A 15,253-nucleotide genomic window follows, 5' to 3' on the forward strand; every position below is an offset into this window, starting at 1 on the left:
TGTGTATTGATGAGTTGTATTTAAATAACCTGTTAGCTGAAGTTTTATTCAACAAAAAAGCCCCTTAAAAGGAGCTTTTATTAATATTATTCAGCTTTTTCGAATTCAAAAGGAATCTTCATTTTTTCATTAGAAATCATAGCTTTTAATTTTTTACCTTCTGATGAATATTGAATTCGTTTTGGAAAATCCAAAGAATCATTGACACATACAAATTCATTATTTTTTAATTCAGTTACTTTGAATTTAATGAACTGTTTTTCTTTCGGGGTTTTAACCAATAGACTCCATTGTCCACTGGTATTAACAAGCTTCATGTTTTCCTTGCTGATGGTGTCTCCTTTTTGTAGGGTAAATCCAATTCCCGAATATTCTGTCGGACTTATTTTGTTCCAGTTTTCAAAAGTTTCTTTTCCGGCTTTTTCGTTTGATCTTTTCCACTTTCCGGTTAACCAATCAAAATTGGCAGTATTTTCTTTTTCTGGGGTGGTTTCTGTTATTCCATGGTCCCTGTTTGTATTTTGTTTACAGGATACAATGAATAGGGCAGTTAATAAAAGAAGGAGTGAGCTTTTCATAATAATTAAGTTTGATTTTAGTAAATATAGGAAAAATCACAAAAAGGGAATGGTATGCTGCTGAAATCAAAAACCTCGCAATTTGCGAGGTTTTTGTATAATTAACTGAATCTTTAAAAATTAGATTGCGTCAATAATTTCATTTAAAACAGTGCTAGGTCTCATGGCTGCGTAAGTTTTATACGTATCCGTTTTGTAATAACCGTCAATGTTTTGAGGCTTACCTTGAGCACCGATTAATTCAGCATTAATTACTTCTTCATTTTCTTTCATTGCATCAGCAATTGGAGCAAACTTTGCCGCCAATTCAGCATCAACAGTTTGGTTAGCTAAAGCTTCAGCCCAATACATTGCTAAATAGAAGTGAGAACCTCTGTTGTCAATCTGACCTACTTTTCTTGCAGGAGACTTATCTGTAGCTAAGAATTTAGCGTTAGCTTCATCCAGTGCATCTGCCAACACCTGAGATTTTGTATTCCCCTGAGTTTGTGCTAAATGCTCTAAAGAAGCTTGTAGTGCTAAGAATTCACCTAGAGAATCCCATCTTAAGTATCCTTCTTCAAGGAACTGCTCAATGTGTTTTGGAGCAGAACCTCCGGCACCTGTTTCAAATAAACCACCACCATTCATTAATGGAACAATAGAAAGCATTTTTGCAGAAGTACCCAGTTCAAGAATTGGGAAAAGGTCAGTTAAGTAATCTCTTAATACGTTTCCTGAAACAGAAATAGTATCTTTTCCTTCTCTGGCTCTCTTAAGCGTTTCAGTCATGGCATCTTTTACATCAAGAATTCTGATGTCAAGCCCTGTTGTATCGTGATCAGCAAGATATTTTTCTACTTTTTTGATGATCTCTCTGTCGTGAGCTCTTCCTTTGTCTAACCAGAAAATAGCTGGAGTATCAGAAAGTCTTGCTCTGTTTACAGCTAGTTTTACCCAGTCCTGGATAGGAGCATCTTTAGTCTGGCACATTCTGAAGATATCACCATTTTCTACCTTCTGAGAAAGAAGAACATTTCCAGCCTCATCCTGAACTTCTACAGTTCCGTCAGAAGACAATTGGAAAGTTTTATCGTGAGAACCATATTCTTCAGCTTTCTGAGCCATTAAACCAACATTTGGAACAGATCCCATCGTTGTAGGGTCTAATTTTCCATGCGCTTTCATATCATCAATTACAGACTGATAAAAACCTGCATAAGAACGGTCCGGAATGATACAAACAGTATCTTCTTCGTTTCCTTCTTTGTTCCACATTTTACCTCCGCCTCTTACAAGAGCAGCCATAGATGCATCAACAATAATATCAGAAGGTACGTGGAAGTTCGTAATTCCTTTATCAGAATTTACCATTGCCACTCTTGGTCCTTCAGCCAAAGCTTTTTCAATGTCAGCTCTGATATCAGCTTCCTGAGCATTTCCTTTGATTTTTTCAAAAAGATCAGCAAGACCATTATTTGGGTTAATATCTAAAGACTTGAAAGTCTCAGCATATTTAGTAAACACATCCTTAAAGAAAGTTTCTACGATAGCTCCGAAGATAATTGGATCAGAGATTTTCATCATTGTAGCCTTAAGGTGAGCTGAAAGAAGTACATTTCTTTTCTTAGCCTCTTCAATAGCTTCCTGAACGAATGATCTCAAAGCATTAAGGTTCATTACAGAAGAATCGATTACTTCACCAGCCTGAAGACCTGCGAAGTCTTTCAATACTGTTTCCCCTTCATTTCCTTTGAATACGATTCTATATTTTGTAGCGTTTTCTAAGGTTGTAGAATTTTCTGTTCCGTAGAAATCACCATTGTTCATGTGAACTACGTCAGTTTTGCTGTCAGAAGCCCAGTCACCCATTCTGTGAGGATTAGCTTTTGCATAGTTTTTAACAGCTTTTGGAGCACGTCTGTCAGAGTTTCCTTCTCTTAATACAGGGTTTACAGCACTTCCTAAAACCTTTGCATATTTAGCTTTAATTGCTTTTTCATCATCATTTTTAGGCTCTGCAGGATAGTTTGGTACTGCGAAACCTTTTCCTTGTAATTCAGCAATAGCTGAATCTAATTGAGGAACAGAAGCAGAAATATTAGGTAATTTGATAATGTTTGCATCCGGTTGAGTAGCTAATTCTCCTAATTCCGCCAAAGCATCACCAATTTTCTGGTCATCCTTTAAAAATTCAGGAAAGTTAGCTAAGATTCTGCCTGCCAGGGAAATATCCGGAACAGCAATCTCTATATTTGCTGATTTAGTGAAAGCTTTTACAATAGGTAAAAACGAGTGAGTAGCCAGCATTGGTGCTTCATCCGTTAAGGTGTAGTAAATTTTTGATTTTTCTGACATTATACTGTTATTTATTATTTGAAATTAAAGTCCCACAAATTTACTAAATATGATTGTTTTTTTAGGGGATTTTAAATAAAAAAAGAAGCAAAAAGCTTCTTTTCATTTTTTATATCTGAACAATTGTATATTCTCAAGTTCGTTAAAATTGACATTAAACTCAATTTTAAAGTTTTTTGGAGTTCATGTCAGGTTGGAAATTGTTTAAAAAACTGATGGACAGACTAAAGTATTTTTATTTTCACTTTAAGATTAATTTAACCTTAGATTGCACAAAGAAAAATTCTTTTTTGATTAAATTTGAAAAACTAAAAAAATAAATATTATGTCAACGACAATCACTTTAAAAGGAAACGAAGTACACACAATAGGAACATTACCATCAGTAGGAGCATCAGTTAAAGATTTTGCACTGGTTGATTCCGGGTTAAATGTAAAAACTCTTGAAACTTTTGAAGGAAAGAAGAAAGTATTTAATATTTTCCCAAGTATTGATACTCCTACTTGTGCTGCTTCAAGCAGAAAATTTAATGAAGAAGCTTCAAAACTTGAAAACACTGTTGTGATCAACGTTTCTAAAGACCTTCCTTTTGCATTAGGAAGATTCTGTGCAGCAGAAGGATTGAATAATGTTGAAACCCTTTCAGATTTCAGAAGCAGCTTTGGAGACGATTATGAAGTAACCATTACAGATTCTCCATTGAAAGGCCTGCTAAGCCGTGCTGTAATTGTTACAGATGAAAACAATAAAGTGATTTACACTGAGCAGGTTTCAGAAATTGCTGACGAACCTAATTACGGTGCAGCCCTTGCAGCATTAAACAATTAGTAGAAATAATTTTTGTAAAAAAGCCTTGTGAAATTGATTTGCAAGGCTTTTTTTAATCCAAAATACACAGTATATGATGACAAAAATTTATGAAAAATACGGTGAACTCTTTCAGGTAGATGAGGCGCATTTTGAGGAATTTTATGCCCTTCTTAATGATACGCAGCTTTTAAAATCCGATTTCTTTTTGAAGCAGGGTGACAAATGCAGGTATCTGGGGTTTATCAAAAAAGGAACAATCAGATGCTTTTATATTAATGATCAGGGAAGGGAAATTAACTTTGGATTCTATTTTGAAAATGAATTTTTTACCGATTACGAAAGCATACTTTGTGATACCGTATCCAATATGAATATTCAGGCACTGGAAAATTGTGAGATCTTATTATTAAGTAAAGAACATCTGCAGGCACTCTATCAGAAAGAAGCGTATTGGCAGAAATTTGGAAGGGTAATGAGTGAGAAAATTTATCTGGATGCCAAAAAAAGGATTGATGACTTGTTATGCCTTTCCCCGGAAAACAGGTATTTGAACCTTTTAAAAAAACAACCTCTTCTTTTTCAGAAAATAGCGCAGAAGCATATTGCCAGTTATCTGGGAGTAACAGAGCAGTCATTGAGTAGAATCCGGAGCAGGATCGTAAATTAACTTAAGTTAACGTCTGATGGTATTTTAGTTGGTAGATTTATCATTATCAAATTTTAATACTTATCATTATGGAACAAAAAGATTTAACCATTATTTTGGTACACGGAGCTTGGGGAGACGGATCTCACTGGCAATACATTATTCCTTCTCTGGTAAAAGAAGGATATAAAGTGAGAAGTGTTCAGAACCCTCTTACTTCATTACAGAACGATATTGACAAAACAAAAGATCTTATTGATGCTCAGGAAGGGAAAGTTCTTTTAGTAGGGCATTCTTATGGAGGAGCTGTAATTTCAGGAGCCGGAAATCATGATAAAGTGGTTGGGTTGGTTTATATTGCTGCCTTTGCACCGGATGCCGGTGATAGTTTAGGATCTCTTTTAGGAAGAAGAGAATCTCCGGGTGGAGCGAGCATTTATCCAGATAATAAAGGCTTTTTATGGATTAAATATGATGAATTTCAATCTGCATTCTGTCAGGATCTGGATGAAGAAAAAGCTTTGGTAATGGCATTGTCTCAAAAAGCTATCCATGGGCAGTGTTTTGGAGATGTTGCAGGAGAACCGGCATGGAAAACAAAACCAAGCTGGTACCAGATTTCATCCAACGACCGTATGATTCCGGCTGAAACAGAAAAAGAAATGGCAGAGCGCCTTCAGCCTAAAAAAATAATTACACTGGATGCGGGACATGCTTCTTTAGCTTCTCATCCTGATGAAGTTACGCAATTGATTTTAGAAGCCGCTTCATCACTTTAAAATATAAATTAACAATCAAGATTGATAAAGCTCTGGGAAATTTTAAGTATTTTCACAGAGCTTTTTTTATTAATAAAGATCAAAATGGTAAAAAGAATTGTAGCCAATATAAAAACCGATGACCTTTCAAAAGGAAACCTCTTTTATCAGGATATTTTAGAACTTGAAGTATTAATGGATCATGGCTGGATTAAGACCCTTGGAACAGATGAAGAAGCAAAGGTTCAGATCAGTTTTGCAGAACAAGGGGGAAATAATACAGAAGTTCCTGATCTTTCCATTGAAGTGGATAATGTGGATGAGGTTTATCATAAAATGAAGGCAGCAGGCTTTAAAATTACATACGAAATGACCAATGAAGATTGGGGGGTCAGAAGATTCTTTGTAAAAGATCCGTTTGGAAAAGTAGTCAATGTTCTTTCCCATCAGTAAAATAAAGTATATCATTCAGTAGGAACGCACTTTAGTCCGTTTTAATGAAAAGAAAAATAATCATCTGGCTTTAGCCAAAACTTAAAAAAAGTCTATTTAATCTCTTGATTATTATGAAAGCAGACCAAATTATCCCTGTACTCAGAATCTTTGATTATCAGAAAGCTCTTGAATTTTATATTGATTGGCTGGGCTTTGAAATTGCCTGGGAACACCGTTTTGAAGAAAATATGCCTGCTTATATAGAAGTGAAAAAAGAAAATATTATTCTTCATCTGACGGAACATCATGGGGATGCAAGTCCTGGAAGCAGTGTTTTTATTTGGGGAGAAGGTGTTGCAGATTATCATAAGGAACTTATTGATAAAAACTACAAATACAATCGCCCTGGTCTTGAAAAAACCTTCTATGAGGCCGTTTCTTTCACCGTAAACGATCCGTTTGGAAATAAAATTATTTTCAATGAAAAGTTTGTTGAAACAAAACATGGAACTTTAAAGTTTGATGTAATTGAATAACCTTGTTCGATTAATATAATGTATTCATATCATGTTATCAGCAATACATCAGGAATTTGAATCTCCTGAGGAACTTCAGGACAGCATAAAGTGCTTTTGGTATAACAGACGGTATTATGGCGAATCATTGTCAGGCTTCGAAGTATTACCTGATGGCTATGCTGAAATTATTTTCCATTTTGGAAGTGGGTGTTGTATTTCTCAGCAAGGAAATATAAAAGAATTGCCATCTCCATTCATGGTAGGACTTCTCAATCAGCCCGCTGTTTTTTATGCTCAAGACTGTCTGGAAATTATTGGAATTAGATGTTTCCCCTGGGCTGTTTTTGATCTGTTGGGGCTGCTGCCAGGTAAAAATGAAAATGGTGTTCATCTACTTGAACATCCTGTTGCCGGGCTTCATAGTATTTTAAAAGAACATATTGCAGCAGGCAGAATAGACGATGCAATAATGATGGTAAAAGAATGTTTTATGGAAATACGGTCGCATGTACCTGTAGACAGTATGTTATTTAAGGCAGGAGAGGCTCTGAAAAAAGCAAATGGAAGTATTCCTGTGAATCAAATTGCTGCTTCCGCTCATACAACCGTTCGTACATTGGAAAGAAAATTTAAACAATCTTCCGGACATACCGTGAAAGGTGTATCAGGGCTTATGCGTTTTGAACAGGTAAGAAATCATCTCTGGCATTATCCAAACTCCAATATTGCAGGATTGGCTCTGGAATTGGGCTATACAGATCAGTCCCATTTAAGTAGAGAATTTAAGCGATATACAGGCGTTACTCCAGCGGCGTTTGCCAGAGAAGCAAGAAAAAAGCTACAAATTGTAAACAACGATTTTGTCGCATTTATACAAGCATAGCCAATAGATATTAGTGAATTTTGTAGAAGAATCAAGACACTACAAAATTATGATACTGAAAGATAAAAAAATAGCAATCATCGGAGCTGGACCTGTTGGGCTAACAATGGCTGTTTTACTCCAGCAGAAAGGAGCAGATGTAACCGTTTACGAAAGAGATAAAGATGCAGATGCCAGAGTTTGGGGTGGTACGCTGGATCTTCATAAGAACTCTGGGCAAGAAGCAATGTTACGTATAGGGTTGCTTGAGAAATATTATGCTACTTCTATTCCTATGGGAATAAACATTGCCAACGAACAAGGGAATATACTATTTACTAAAAATGTTACCCCTGAAAATCAATTTGACAATCCTGAAATCAACCGGAACCATTTGAGGGAAATATTATTGGACATACTGAAAGACAATACCGTAATCTGGGACAGGAATTTTACTGAAATGCAAGAAGTTAATGGTCAATGGATGTTGTATTTTGAGAATCAGCCCAATGGTATTGCAGATCTGGTTATCGGAGCCAATGGTGGAATGTCGAAAGTAAGAAAATACGTAACAGAAACCCAGATAGAAGAGACCGGAACCTTTATTATCCAGGGAGATATTCCCCAACCTGAAATTAAGTGCCCGGAATTTTATCAGTGGTGTGATGGGAAAAGGCTCATGGCAGCTTATCAGGGCAATCTATTAGTAGTGAATCCCTATAATAACGGAGCTCTTACCTATGGAGTAATATTTAAAAAGCCAGATGAATGGACCTCCGGCAATATTCCTGATTTTCAAAATAAAGATCAGGTGGTTCAGTTTCTTTTAGAGAGATTTTCGAAGTGGGATAATCGTTATCAACAACTGTTTCGCTCAACTTTCTTTTTTGTTGGGTTGCCCACTAGAATAATTCCGTTAGACAAACCCTGGAAAAAAGATCGTATTTTACCCGTAACGCTTATCGGAGATGCAGCACATGTAATGCCGCCCTTTGCAGGGCAGGGAGTTAATACAGGATTGATGGATGCGGTAATCTTATCCGATAATTTAACCGGGGGAACATTTGAAACCATAGAAGATGCTATTGCAGATTATGAACAAAAAATGTTCATCTATGCAAAAGAAGCACAAATGCAGTCAGAGCAAAATGAAATAGAGATGCGTGATCCAGGCTTTTCATTTACAAAATTCATCAGATAGCTGATCGTTTTAACGGTTTGATTACTACTGATTCAAATCATTAAAATTTAAGATTAATAATACTACCTTTACGTTTTCAAAATATAGATGAAACGTTCAGGAACCGCAGATTTACCCCTTCACTATGGCAAAGTACCGCCATGGCTGTATGAACGGATGTCTGTTCTTGGGCTTTCCATTGTAGAAGCTATTCTTGAAGATTATGGTAAAGATGAGGTGCTTCGCAGATTAGCTGATCCGTTTTGGTTTCAAAGCTTTGGTGCTGTTATGGGTATGGACTGGCATTCTTCAGGAATAACCACTTCGGTAATGGGAGCTTTAAAACGTTCCATTAATCCCAATTCCCAATCATTGGGTCTTTATATCTGTGGCGGAAAAGGAAAATTTTCAAGAGAAACGCCATCAGAACTCATTCAGATTGCAGAAAAAACAGGCTTAAACGGAACCGAACTGGTAAGAGCCAGTAAATTATCTGCTAAGGTTGATAATACCGCTATTCAGGATGGATATCAGTTGTATCTGCATAATTTTATCCTGTCCGACAATGGAAACTGGAGCGTCATTCAGCAGGGGATGCACGATTCTGACGGAACGGCAAGACGTTATCATTGGCATTCTGAAAATATAACCTCATTTGTCGAAGAACCTCACACTGGAATCAATGGAATTTCAAGAGGCAGTATATTAAACCTGACCGATTCCGGGGCAGCAGAAAACCGGAAGGGAATTCTTGATATTTCTCACACAGATTCTATAAACGTCATGAGAGATTTTTCAAGACTAATACTTCCTGCCCATCATGATGTTCAGGCTTCCGATGTTGATCTCAAACGTCTGGGAGCGCTTTTGTATGTTACCCGTGAACAGCAGCCACAGAATTTTGAAGATTTACTGATGTTGGAGGGTGTAGGGCCAAGAACCATGCAGTCTCTGGCTCTTGTGAGCGAAGTCATTCATGGAGCTCCGTCAAGATTTATAGATCCTGCAAGATTTTCCTTTGCTCATGGAGGAAAAGATGGGCATCCATTCCCAGTTCCGGTTAATGTATATGATGAAAGCATCAGTATTCTCAGAAAAGGAATCGAAAAGTCAAAATTGGGTAATTCAGATAAGCTGAATACTTTAAATAAGCTTCATCAGATAGTAACCAAAGCTGAAAAAGATTTCACTCCGGATTTTGATATTCAGGAAGTTATTGAAGAGGAACGCCAGAACTCATGGCGCTTTGGTGGAAAAACAGTGATGGGTGATGCCCAAAAGCCTAATCCTCCTAAACCGATTCAGCTTTCTTTATTTTAATACGAAAATTTAGAGAGCTATCTATTAGTTTTTATCCAAAATCTAACCTTCTTTCACCATAACAACAAATATTGGTATAACCATTTCCCTCCAGTGGAGGGGGGGCAGATCTGTGATTTGACGGGGTGGTTCTCTCTCCCGATCATTTCCTTTTCATAAATATTTAAAACATTTGTTTAATTATTTATGTTTATAAAATCATTTTAAATTCAATATTGTATGTTATTTAAAAAATATTTTGTTTAATAATAATTACCCTTAATCCAATTAAAAATTTTATTTTTAAAGTCTTAAAAAAATTGACCAAATGACTCACAAATCCCTTGAAATATGCTACGATTTTCCGTTTTTTCTTCAGGAAGAACTTGATGAAATATTTCAGGCTCACGAAAAAACATCCTTCCAAAAAGGTGATTTTATTCTTGAGGAAGGCAAAATGGCCAATGAGTATTATATTCTGGATAAAGGGCTGGCCCGTTCATTTGTAAATGATTTTAACGGAAATGAAGTCACAACCCACTTTTTTGTTGAAAATGAGGTGATTATTGAAGTTTTATCCATGTTTCAAAGAATACCCACACAGGAAAATATTGTATGTATCACAGATTGTGAATGCTGGAAGCTGGATTATGAGACTTTTGAGGAACTATTTCACAAGATTCCCAACCTTAGAGAATGGGGAAGAGCATGGATGTCTAAAGAGCTTTTTGATTACAAACAAAGATCCGTGGAAATGTTCACTCTCTCAGCTACAAGAAGATATCTGAATCTCTTGGAGCAGAAATCTAAAGTCATACAGTTTGCTCCATTAAAACAGATTGCATCTTACCTTGGAGTAACAGATACTTCCCTAAGTAGAATCCGTAAGGAATTGGTCTCTCATCCCAAGAAAATTTAAATCTTGCCCTATGACAAGTAGATTTTCATCATACCTTGGTAATTTTGGTTAAAAGTTTAACACCAAATTTATACAAAATGAAAATCAATCAGATCTATGTCAATTTACCCGTAAAAGACGTACAGAAAACCAGAGCATTCTGGACAACGCTTGGGTTTTCTATTAACGAACAGTTTTCAGATGATAAAGCAGTGTGTGTAGTGATGAAAGAAGATCATATTTACACCATGTTTCTGAAAGAAGAATTTTTTCAAACCTTTACCAACAGACCTTTTGCCAAAGGGGATACCACTCAGGTGCTTCTTGCTATTGGTGTAGAAAGCAGAGAGGAAGTAGATCAGATGGTAAAAGCTGCTCTTGAAAATGGAGGTTCCAAATACAGCGAGCCTATGGATCATGGATGGATGTATCAAAATGCTTTTGCTGATTTAAATGGACATCAATGGGAAGTAATGTATGCAGATGCCTCTCAAATCCCTTCCGAATAGTCTATTAATCCAAAATATCATATGAGAAATGGAAACAAAATCAAATGAAATAGAATTGGTGAAGCATCAGGTAGGAGTGACCTATAAAGTGATTCTTATTAATATTGAGGGAATTACCCATGAGGAATCAATGATTTTCCCTAATGGTGAAGCTAATTGTATGAATTGGGTATTAGGGCACCTGATTGATGTAAGAAATGGATTGTTAAATATTCTGGGAGAAGAATCACTATGGAATGGAGATCCATTTTCAGCTTACAAAAGAGGAGTTACTGCTTTAGAAAAGAAAGATGAATTTATAGATTTTGAAGAATTAAAATCCTATCTGAAAGAATCTCAGGAAAAATTGGAAACGAAATTAAATACCCTCGAAAAATTTAATCCTGAAAATATTAATGATATTGGAACGCTCTGTTTTCATGAGAACTATCACTCGGGGCAGCTGGGCTATATTCGTAGACTCTTAGGGAAATCCGGAGGCATAAAATAGCATGCCAGCTCAAAGATTGACACAAAAGTTAAAAAATAACATGGTTACTCCAAAAAATCTGCGTAATCTGTAAAATCTGCGAGAAAAATATATGCGTCATTCAATTTTATCACAGGCAAAATCCTTGCACCTTACAACACAACGCTTATCAATAATCTTGCGCCTTTCCAACCTTTAATCTCAAAAAATAAAATAATGGACACGCCAAAATCAAAAAAAATAGAAGTCATTATTCCGGCCTACAGAATGCACACCCAAGGCTTTATCAATGTTTTGGATGGCATTTCGGAAGAAGATGCTTTGAAAAGAATTGAAAACAAAACCAACCATATTGTCTGGATGGCAGGAAACTTTGTGAATATGCGCTACGGCTTAGGCGGAGTACTTGGTCTTCAGGAACAGGATCCTAATAATGACTTGTTCTTTCAGGGAAAGGCCTTGGACGAAAGTTTTAAATATCCAACGTTAGCTGATCTGAAGAAAAACTTTCATGATATTTCTTCAAAAGTATATCAAAAGTTATTGGAAGTTACAAACGAAGAGCTGGATGAAATTTTCGAAATCGGAATGAATATTCCTTTTGTTAAAGAAACCAAACTCAACTTTGCTGGAATGTGTATTGGGCGTGAAGATTATCTCTGTGGACAGATTGGTCTTATGCGTAGAATTTTAGACTATCCGGGAATGAAGTATGGTGTGGATGAAAACATTAAATACTAATCTATGAATCCGGTAGAAAAAGGATATAAGCAGGTTAACGGAATTCAGTTGTATTATGAAATTTATGGATCCGGTCAACCTTTGGTTTTAATTCACGGAGGAGGTTCTTCCATTCTGTATGACTTTAAAGAGGTTATTACAAGACTGGAAAGTAGATTCCAGCTTATTGGTATTGATCTCCAGAATCATGGACGAAGTGAGCACCGCGATATTCCTGAAACATTTGAACAGGATGCTGATGATGTAGCAGGGCTTTTGGCAGCCCTTAATATTGAGAAAGCCTCATTCTGGGGATTCAGTAATGGAGGGAATACCGTGATGCAGATTGGGAATCGCCATCCCAAAATCGTAAAAAAACTGGTAGTGGCTTCAGCATTTTATAAAAGAAACGGAATGATGGATGGCTTTTTTGAAATGATGGATGAAGCAACCTTTGACTCAATGCCGGAGCCCTTCAAAATTAACTTTCTGAACCTGAATCCTGACTTTTCTAAGTTGGAAAACCTTTTTGAGAAGGATAGTAAGAGAATGCAAACCTTTGTAGACTGGGGTGATGAGGTAGTGAGTTCTATACAATCACCAACCTTATTCATCAGTGGAGATAAAGATGTAATGAAACCGGAACATACCGTAGCAATGTGGCGTCTGGTAGAAAACTCACAGCTGATGATTCTTCCTGCAACCCATGGAACGTATATGATGGCTGATTTTGATGGCAGCCTCAACGAGAATTTAATCGACTTTACAACCAAAGAAGTAGAAATATTTTTAAATCACCATAATCATTAATTACACTCATTTCTTTTACACCAGGACATTGGTGCTATTTGTAAAATTATTTGTGTCATTGCGTTTAAATAAAACAATAAATAACATTTTAAAATTAAAAATCATGGCAAAATTAAATCCGTACCTGAATTTCGATGGAAAAGCTGAAGAAGCTTTCAGTTTTTACAAATCTGTTTTTGGAGGTGAATTCGTAGGAGAAGTTCATAAAATGGGAAATGCTCCGGGAACTGAAAACCTTTCTGAGGAAGAAAAGAACAGAGTAATGCATATTGCACTTCCAATCGGGAATGATCTGTTAATGGCTTCTGACATTGTTCCAAGCTTCGGACAGAAGTTAAATGTAGGGAATAATAACTATGTTTCTATTTTCCCGGATTCAAGAGACGAGGCGGACAGAATTTTTAAAGGCCTTTCTGAAGGCGGAAACATAGAAATGCCTATTGAAGACCAGTTTTGGGGAGATTATTTTGGTAGTTTTCAGGACAAATATGGTGTTCATTGGATGGTAAATTATAATGAAGAATACGGGAAATAATCTTATATTTAACTAATTATAACAAGGGGTGCCCGTTTTCGGGCAGCTCTTTTGTTCAATTAAAAAAATAAATTATGGATCCAATTAAAATAGACATTACCATTTTAGCGCCGGTAGAAAAAGTATGGAATTACTTCAATGAACCCAAGCATATCACAAAATGGAATTTTGCTCATGAAAGCTGGCATTGTCCCAGTTCTGAAAATGATCTGAAAGTAGGAGGGAAATTTAAGAATAAAATGGAAGCAAAAGATAAAAGCTTTGCATTTGATTTTGAAGGGGTGTATGATGAAGTAAACCCGCATGAACTTATAAAATATCACATGGAAGATGGCCGTAATGTAGAAGTGATCTTTGATAAGATCGATGAGAATACCACAAAGGTCACTGAAATCTTCGATCCGGAGAAACAAAATTCTGTGGAAATGCAGAGAGAAGGCTGGTATGCTATTCTCAACAATTTCCATAAGTATGTTGAGAATCACTAAAAATATTTTTTGTAGCCATGATCAATTTAGTTATCATGTCAAAGAGTTTGAATTCCATCTATACGGTCAGCTATGATCCGGAAGACGATTTTCTTCTGGGAGTAATTGCAGTACCCGCCAGAAAGGCCTTGAAAAAGGAAAAAATAAATTCTTTGGAAAAGCTGTCAGATTATTCTGAGAAGGAAATTCTACAGTTACATGGTTTCGGAAAAAATGCGATGATGAAGCTGAGAGATCATATGAAGGAGCATCAAATGTGTTTTAAAGAAGCATAAAAGTAAAAAACACCTGGATTTTTTATCGTGTCGTTGCAGATAGATGAATGTAATTTTCTTTGAATGCAAGGACATAAGATTTCTTTTGCTTCATGTTTTTTATACTTATGATTTTTTTTACCATGAAATTAATAAGTGTCTTTGCTATTCTGAATAAAACAAAGTGTAATAATGAATTTCAATATAGCCAGAACATTTTCTGAAAATTATAAACAATACAAAATCAACTATAAAATTTAAACTTATGAATAACGATATTTTCCCATGTCTCTGGTATGACGGAGATGCCAAACAATCCGCAGAATTCTACTGTAAGGTTTTTGATGGTGAGATTACAGCAGATACTCCGGTAGTAATGAATATTGATTTGTTCGGACAAAGATTAATGCTTCTTAATGGAGGACCTCAATTTAAAAAGAACCCTTCGGTCTCATTTATGGTCATCTGTGATAGAGAAGATGAGGTGCAGAAATATTGGGATCAGTTAGTAGATGGAGGGATGGCCCTGATGGAGCTTGGTTCTTATTCATGGAGTAAAAAATATGGTTGGGTGCAGGATAAATATGGAGTGACATGGCAACTGTTTTTAGGAGAAAAAGCACAGGAACAGAAAATAGTTCCTACTTTGATGTTTATTCATGAAAATAACGGTAAAGCAAAAGAAGCAATGGAGCTTTATACTCAAACTTTTCCCAATTCAAGCATTGGAAACATCCTGAAATATGGAGAGGGAAGTGAAGGGCATCCTATACCGGAGCCGGCAGAAAATGTTCAGCATGCCAATTTTGTAATTGACAGATATTCATTATTCTGTATGGATAATTCTTATGATCATCAGTTTGATTTTAATGAAGGAATCTCAATGGTGGTTATGACAGATGATCAGCAACAAACGGATATGTATTGGAACGCCCTTACTGCAAACGGAGGCAGGGAAAGTATGTGTGGTTGGCTAAAAGATAAATATGGCTTCAGTTGGCAGATCGTTCCTAAGAGACTCATTCAGCTAATGAACGATTCTGACCAGGAAAAAGCATATAAAGTGGTGCAGGCTATGATGAAAATGCAGAAAATTATTATTCAGGATTTAGAAGACGCTTATAGTTCTTAAAGATATTTCGGCTT

19 protein-coding genes are annotated in these 15,253 nt (G+C 36.1%); 17 read left to right on the plus strand and 2 right to left on the minus strand.

Annotation, left to right across the window (positions count from 1 at the left end):
* Nucleotides 1–86 precede the first annotated feature (86 nt).
* Entirely contained in the window at nucleotides 87–578 is a 492-nt protein-coding gene (locus tag DRF65_RS18155; RefSeq protein WP_228438779.1) for a DUF6265 family protein, read from the minus strand.
* A 120-nt stretch (nucleotides 579–698) separates the two neighbouring features.
* A complete protein-coding gene (locus DRF65_RS18160) occupies nucleotides 699–2,915 on the minus strand; it encodes an NADP-dependent isocitrate dehydrogenase (RefSeq protein WP_115972162.1) in 2,217 nt (738 codons plus the stop codon).
* A gap of 325 nt (nucleotides 2,916–3,240) precedes the next feature.
* On the opposite strand from DRF65_RS18160, the gene tpx reads away from it, so the two are divergent.
* From tpx to DRF65_RS18245, 17 genes are all read left to right on the plus strand, one after another.
* Nucleotides 3,241–3,744, plus strand: a complete 504-nt coding sequence (gene tpx, locus DRF65_RS18165) for a thiol peroxidase (RefSeq protein WP_115972163.1) — start codon at nucleotides 3,241–3,243, stop codon at nucleotides 3,742–3,744.
* A gap of 73 nt (nucleotides 3,745–3,817) precedes the next feature.
* Nucleotides 3,818–4,393: a Crp/Fnr family transcriptional regulator gene (locus DRF65_RS18170; RefSeq protein WP_228438781.1), complete on the plus strand. Its 576-nt coding sequence runs from the start codon at nucleotides 3,818–3,820 to the stop codon at nucleotides 4,391–4,393.
* A 68-nt stretch (nucleotides 4,394–4,461) separates the two neighbouring features.
* A complete protein-coding gene (locus DRF65_RS18175) occupies nucleotides 4,462–5,151 on the plus strand; it encodes an alpha/beta hydrolase (protein ID WP_115972165.1) in 690 nt (229 codons plus the stop codon).
* Nucleotides 5,152–5,235: 84 nt separating this feature from the next.
* On the plus strand, nucleotides 5,236–5,583 hold the full coding sequence (locus DRF65_RS18180; protein ID WP_115972166.1) for a VOC family protein: 348 nt from the start codon (nucleotides 5,236–5,238) through the stop codon (nucleotides 5,581–5,583).
* A 113-nt stretch (nucleotides 5,584–5,696) separates the two neighbouring features.
* Nucleotides 5,697–6,101 carry a glyoxalase superfamily protein gene (locus DRF65_RS18185; protein WP_115972167.1) on the plus strand — a complete coding sequence of 135 codons (405 nt, stop codon included), beginning with the start codon at nucleotides 5,697–5,699 and terminating at the stop codon, nucleotides 6,099–6,101.
* Nucleotides 6,102–6,132: 31 nt separating this feature from the next.
* Complete coding sequence (locus tag DRF65_RS18190; protein ID WP_115972168.1) at nucleotides 6,133–6,966, plus strand: helix-turn-helix domain-containing protein; 834 nt, start codon at nucleotides 6,133–6,135, stop codon at nucleotides 6,964–6,966.
* A gap of 49 nt (nucleotides 6,967–7,015) precedes the next feature.
* Nucleotides 7,016–8,146, plus strand: coding sequence for an FAD-dependent oxidoreductase (locus tag DRF65_RS18195; RefSeq protein ID WP_115972169.1), 1,131 nt, complete (start codon nucleotides 7,016–7,018; stop codon nucleotides 8,144–8,146).
* Between the two features lie 87 nt (nucleotides 8,147–8,233).
* Nucleotides 8,234–9,445, plus strand: coding sequence for a DUF763 domain-containing protein (locus tag DRF65_RS18200; RefSeq protein ID WP_115972170.1), 1,212 nt, complete (start codon nucleotides 8,234–8,236; stop codon nucleotides 9,443–9,445).
* A 307-nt stretch (nucleotides 9,446–9,752) separates the two neighbouring features.
* Nucleotides 9,753–10,343, plus strand: a complete 591-nt coding sequence (locus tag DRF65_RS18205; RefSeq protein WP_115972171.1) for a Crp/Fnr family transcriptional regulator — start codon at nucleotides 9,753–9,755, stop codon at nucleotides 10,341–10,343.
* A gap of 77 nt (nucleotides 10,344–10,420) precedes the next feature.
* Complete coding sequence (locus DRF65_RS18210) at nucleotides 10,421–10,831, plus strand: VOC family protein (protein WP_115972172.1); 411 nt, start codon at nucleotides 10,421–10,423, stop codon at nucleotides 10,829–10,831.
* Nucleotides 10,832–10,859: 28 nt separating this feature from the next.
* A complete protein-coding gene (locus tag DRF65_RS18215) occupies nucleotides 10,860–11,321 on the plus strand; it encodes a hypothetical protein (protein WP_115972173.1) in 462 nt (153 codons plus the stop codon).
* Nucleotides 11,322–11,516: 195 nt separating this feature from the next.
* Nucleotides 11,517–12,041: a DinB family protein gene (locus DRF65_RS18220; protein ID WP_115972174.1), complete on the plus strand. Its 525-nt coding sequence runs from the start codon at nucleotides 11,517–11,519 to the stop codon at nucleotides 12,039–12,041.
* 3 nt (nucleotides 12,042–12,044) lie between these two features.
* Nucleotides 12,045–12,830, plus strand: a complete 786-nt coding sequence (locus tag DRF65_RS18225) for an alpha/beta fold hydrolase (protein ID WP_115972175.1) — start codon at nucleotides 12,045–12,047, stop codon at nucleotides 12,828–12,830.
* Between the two features lie 103 nt (nucleotides 12,831–12,933).
* Entirely contained in the window at nucleotides 12,934–13,365 is a 432-nt protein-coding gene (locus DRF65_RS18230) for a VOC family protein (RefSeq protein WP_115972176.1), read from the plus strand.
* Between the two features lie 74 nt (nucleotides 13,366–13,439).
* Nucleotides 13,440–13,853 carry an SRPBCC family protein gene (locus DRF65_RS18235; protein WP_115972177.1) on the plus strand — a complete coding sequence of 138 codons (414 nt, stop codon included), beginning with the start codon at nucleotides 13,440–13,442 and terminating at the stop codon, nucleotides 13,851–13,853.
* Between the two features lie 35 nt (nucleotides 13,854–13,888).
* Nucleotides 13,889–14,128 (plus strand): helix-hairpin-helix domain-containing protein, encoded by a 240-nt coding sequence (locus DRF65_RS18240; RefSeq protein WP_228438783.1) that lies wholly within the window; start codon nucleotides 13,889–13,891, stop codon nucleotides 14,126–14,128.
* Nucleotides 14,129–14,372: 244 nt separating this feature from the next.
* On the plus strand, nucleotides 14,373–15,239 hold the full coding sequence (locus DRF65_RS18245) for a VOC family protein (RefSeq protein WP_115972178.1): 867 nt from the start codon (nucleotides 14,373–14,375) through the stop codon (nucleotides 15,237–15,239).
* Nucleotides 15,240–15,253: the final 14 nt, after the last annotated feature.

The organism is Chryseobacterium pennae (assembly GCF_003385515.1).
Taxonomy (GTDB): domain Bacteria; phylum Bacteroidota; class Bacteroidia; order Flavobacteriales; family Weeksellaceae; genus Chryseobacterium; species Chryseobacterium pennae.

Bases quoted from the DNA above. Each gene is read 5' to 3' on its own strand.
- DRF65_RS18155 (WP_228438779.1), bottom strand. From the start codon at position 578: ATGAAAAGCTCACTCCTTCTTTTATTAACTGCCCTATTCATTGTATCC.
- DRF65_RS18160 (WP_115972162.1), bottom strand. From the start codon at position 2,915: ATGTCAGAAAAATCAAAAATTTACTACACCTTAACGGATGAAGCACCA.
- tpx (WP_115972163.1), top strand. From the start codon at position 3,241: ATGTCAACGACAATCACTTTAAAAGGAAACGAAGTACACACAATAGGA.
- DRF65_RS18170 (WP_228438781.1), top strand. From the start codon at position 3,818: ATGATGACAAAAATTTATGAAAAATACGGTGAACTCTTTCAGGTAGAT.
- DRF65_RS18175 (WP_115972165.1), top strand. From the start codon at position 4,462: ATGGAACAAAAAGATTTAACCATTATTTTGGTACACGGAGCTTGGGGA.
- DRF65_RS18180 (WP_115972166.1), top strand. From the start codon at position 5,236: ATGGTAAAAAGAATTGTAGCCAATATAAAAACCGATGACCTTTCAAAA.
- DRF65_RS18185 (WP_115972167.1), top strand. From the start codon at position 5,697: ATGAAAGCAGACCAAATTATCCCTGTACTCAGAATCTTTGATTATCAG.
- DRF65_RS18190 (WP_115972168.1), top strand. From the start codon at position 6,133: ATGTTATCAGCAATACATCAGGAATTTGAATCTCCTGAGGAACTTCAG.
- DRF65_RS18195 (WP_115972169.1), top strand. From the start codon at position 7,016: ATGATACTGAAAGATAAAAAAATAGCAATCATCGGAGCTGGACCTGTT.
- DRF65_RS18200 (WP_115972170.1), top strand. From the start codon at position 8,234: ATGAAACGTTCAGGAACCGCAGATTTACCCCTTCACTATGGCAAAGTA.
- DRF65_RS18205 (WP_115972171.1), top strand. From the start codon at position 9,753: ATGACTCACAAATCCCTTGAAATATGCTACGATTTTCCGTTTTTTCTT.
- DRF65_RS18210 (WP_115972172.1), top strand. From the start codon at position 10,421: ATGAAAATCAATCAGATCTATGTCAATTTACCCGTAAAAGACGTACAG.
- DRF65_RS18215 (WP_115972173.1), top strand. From the start codon at position 10,860: ATGGAAACAAAATCAAATGAAATAGAATTGGTGAAGCATCAGGTAGGA.
- DRF65_RS18220 (WP_115972174.1), top strand. From the start codon at position 11,517: ATGGACACGCCAAAATCAAAAAAAATAGAAGTCATTATTCCGGCCTAC.
- DRF65_RS18225 (WP_115972175.1), top strand. From the start codon at position 12,045: ATGAATCCGGTAGAAAAAGGATATAAGCAGGTTAACGGAATTCAGTTG.
- DRF65_RS18230 (WP_115972176.1), top strand. From the start codon at position 12,934: ATGGCAAAATTAAATCCGTACCTGAATTTCGATGGAAAAGCTGAAGAA.
- DRF65_RS18235 (WP_115972177.1), top strand. From the start codon at position 13,440: ATGGATCCAATTAAAATAGACATTACCATTTTAGCGCCGGTAGAAAAA.
- DRF65_RS18240 (WP_228438783.1), top strand. From the start codon at position 13,889: ATGTCAAAGAGTTTGAATTCCATCTATACGGTCAGCTATGATCCGGAA.
- DRF65_RS18245 (WP_115972178.1), top strand. From the start codon at position 14,373: ATGAATAACGATATTTTCCCATGTCTCTGGTATGACGGAGATGCCAAA.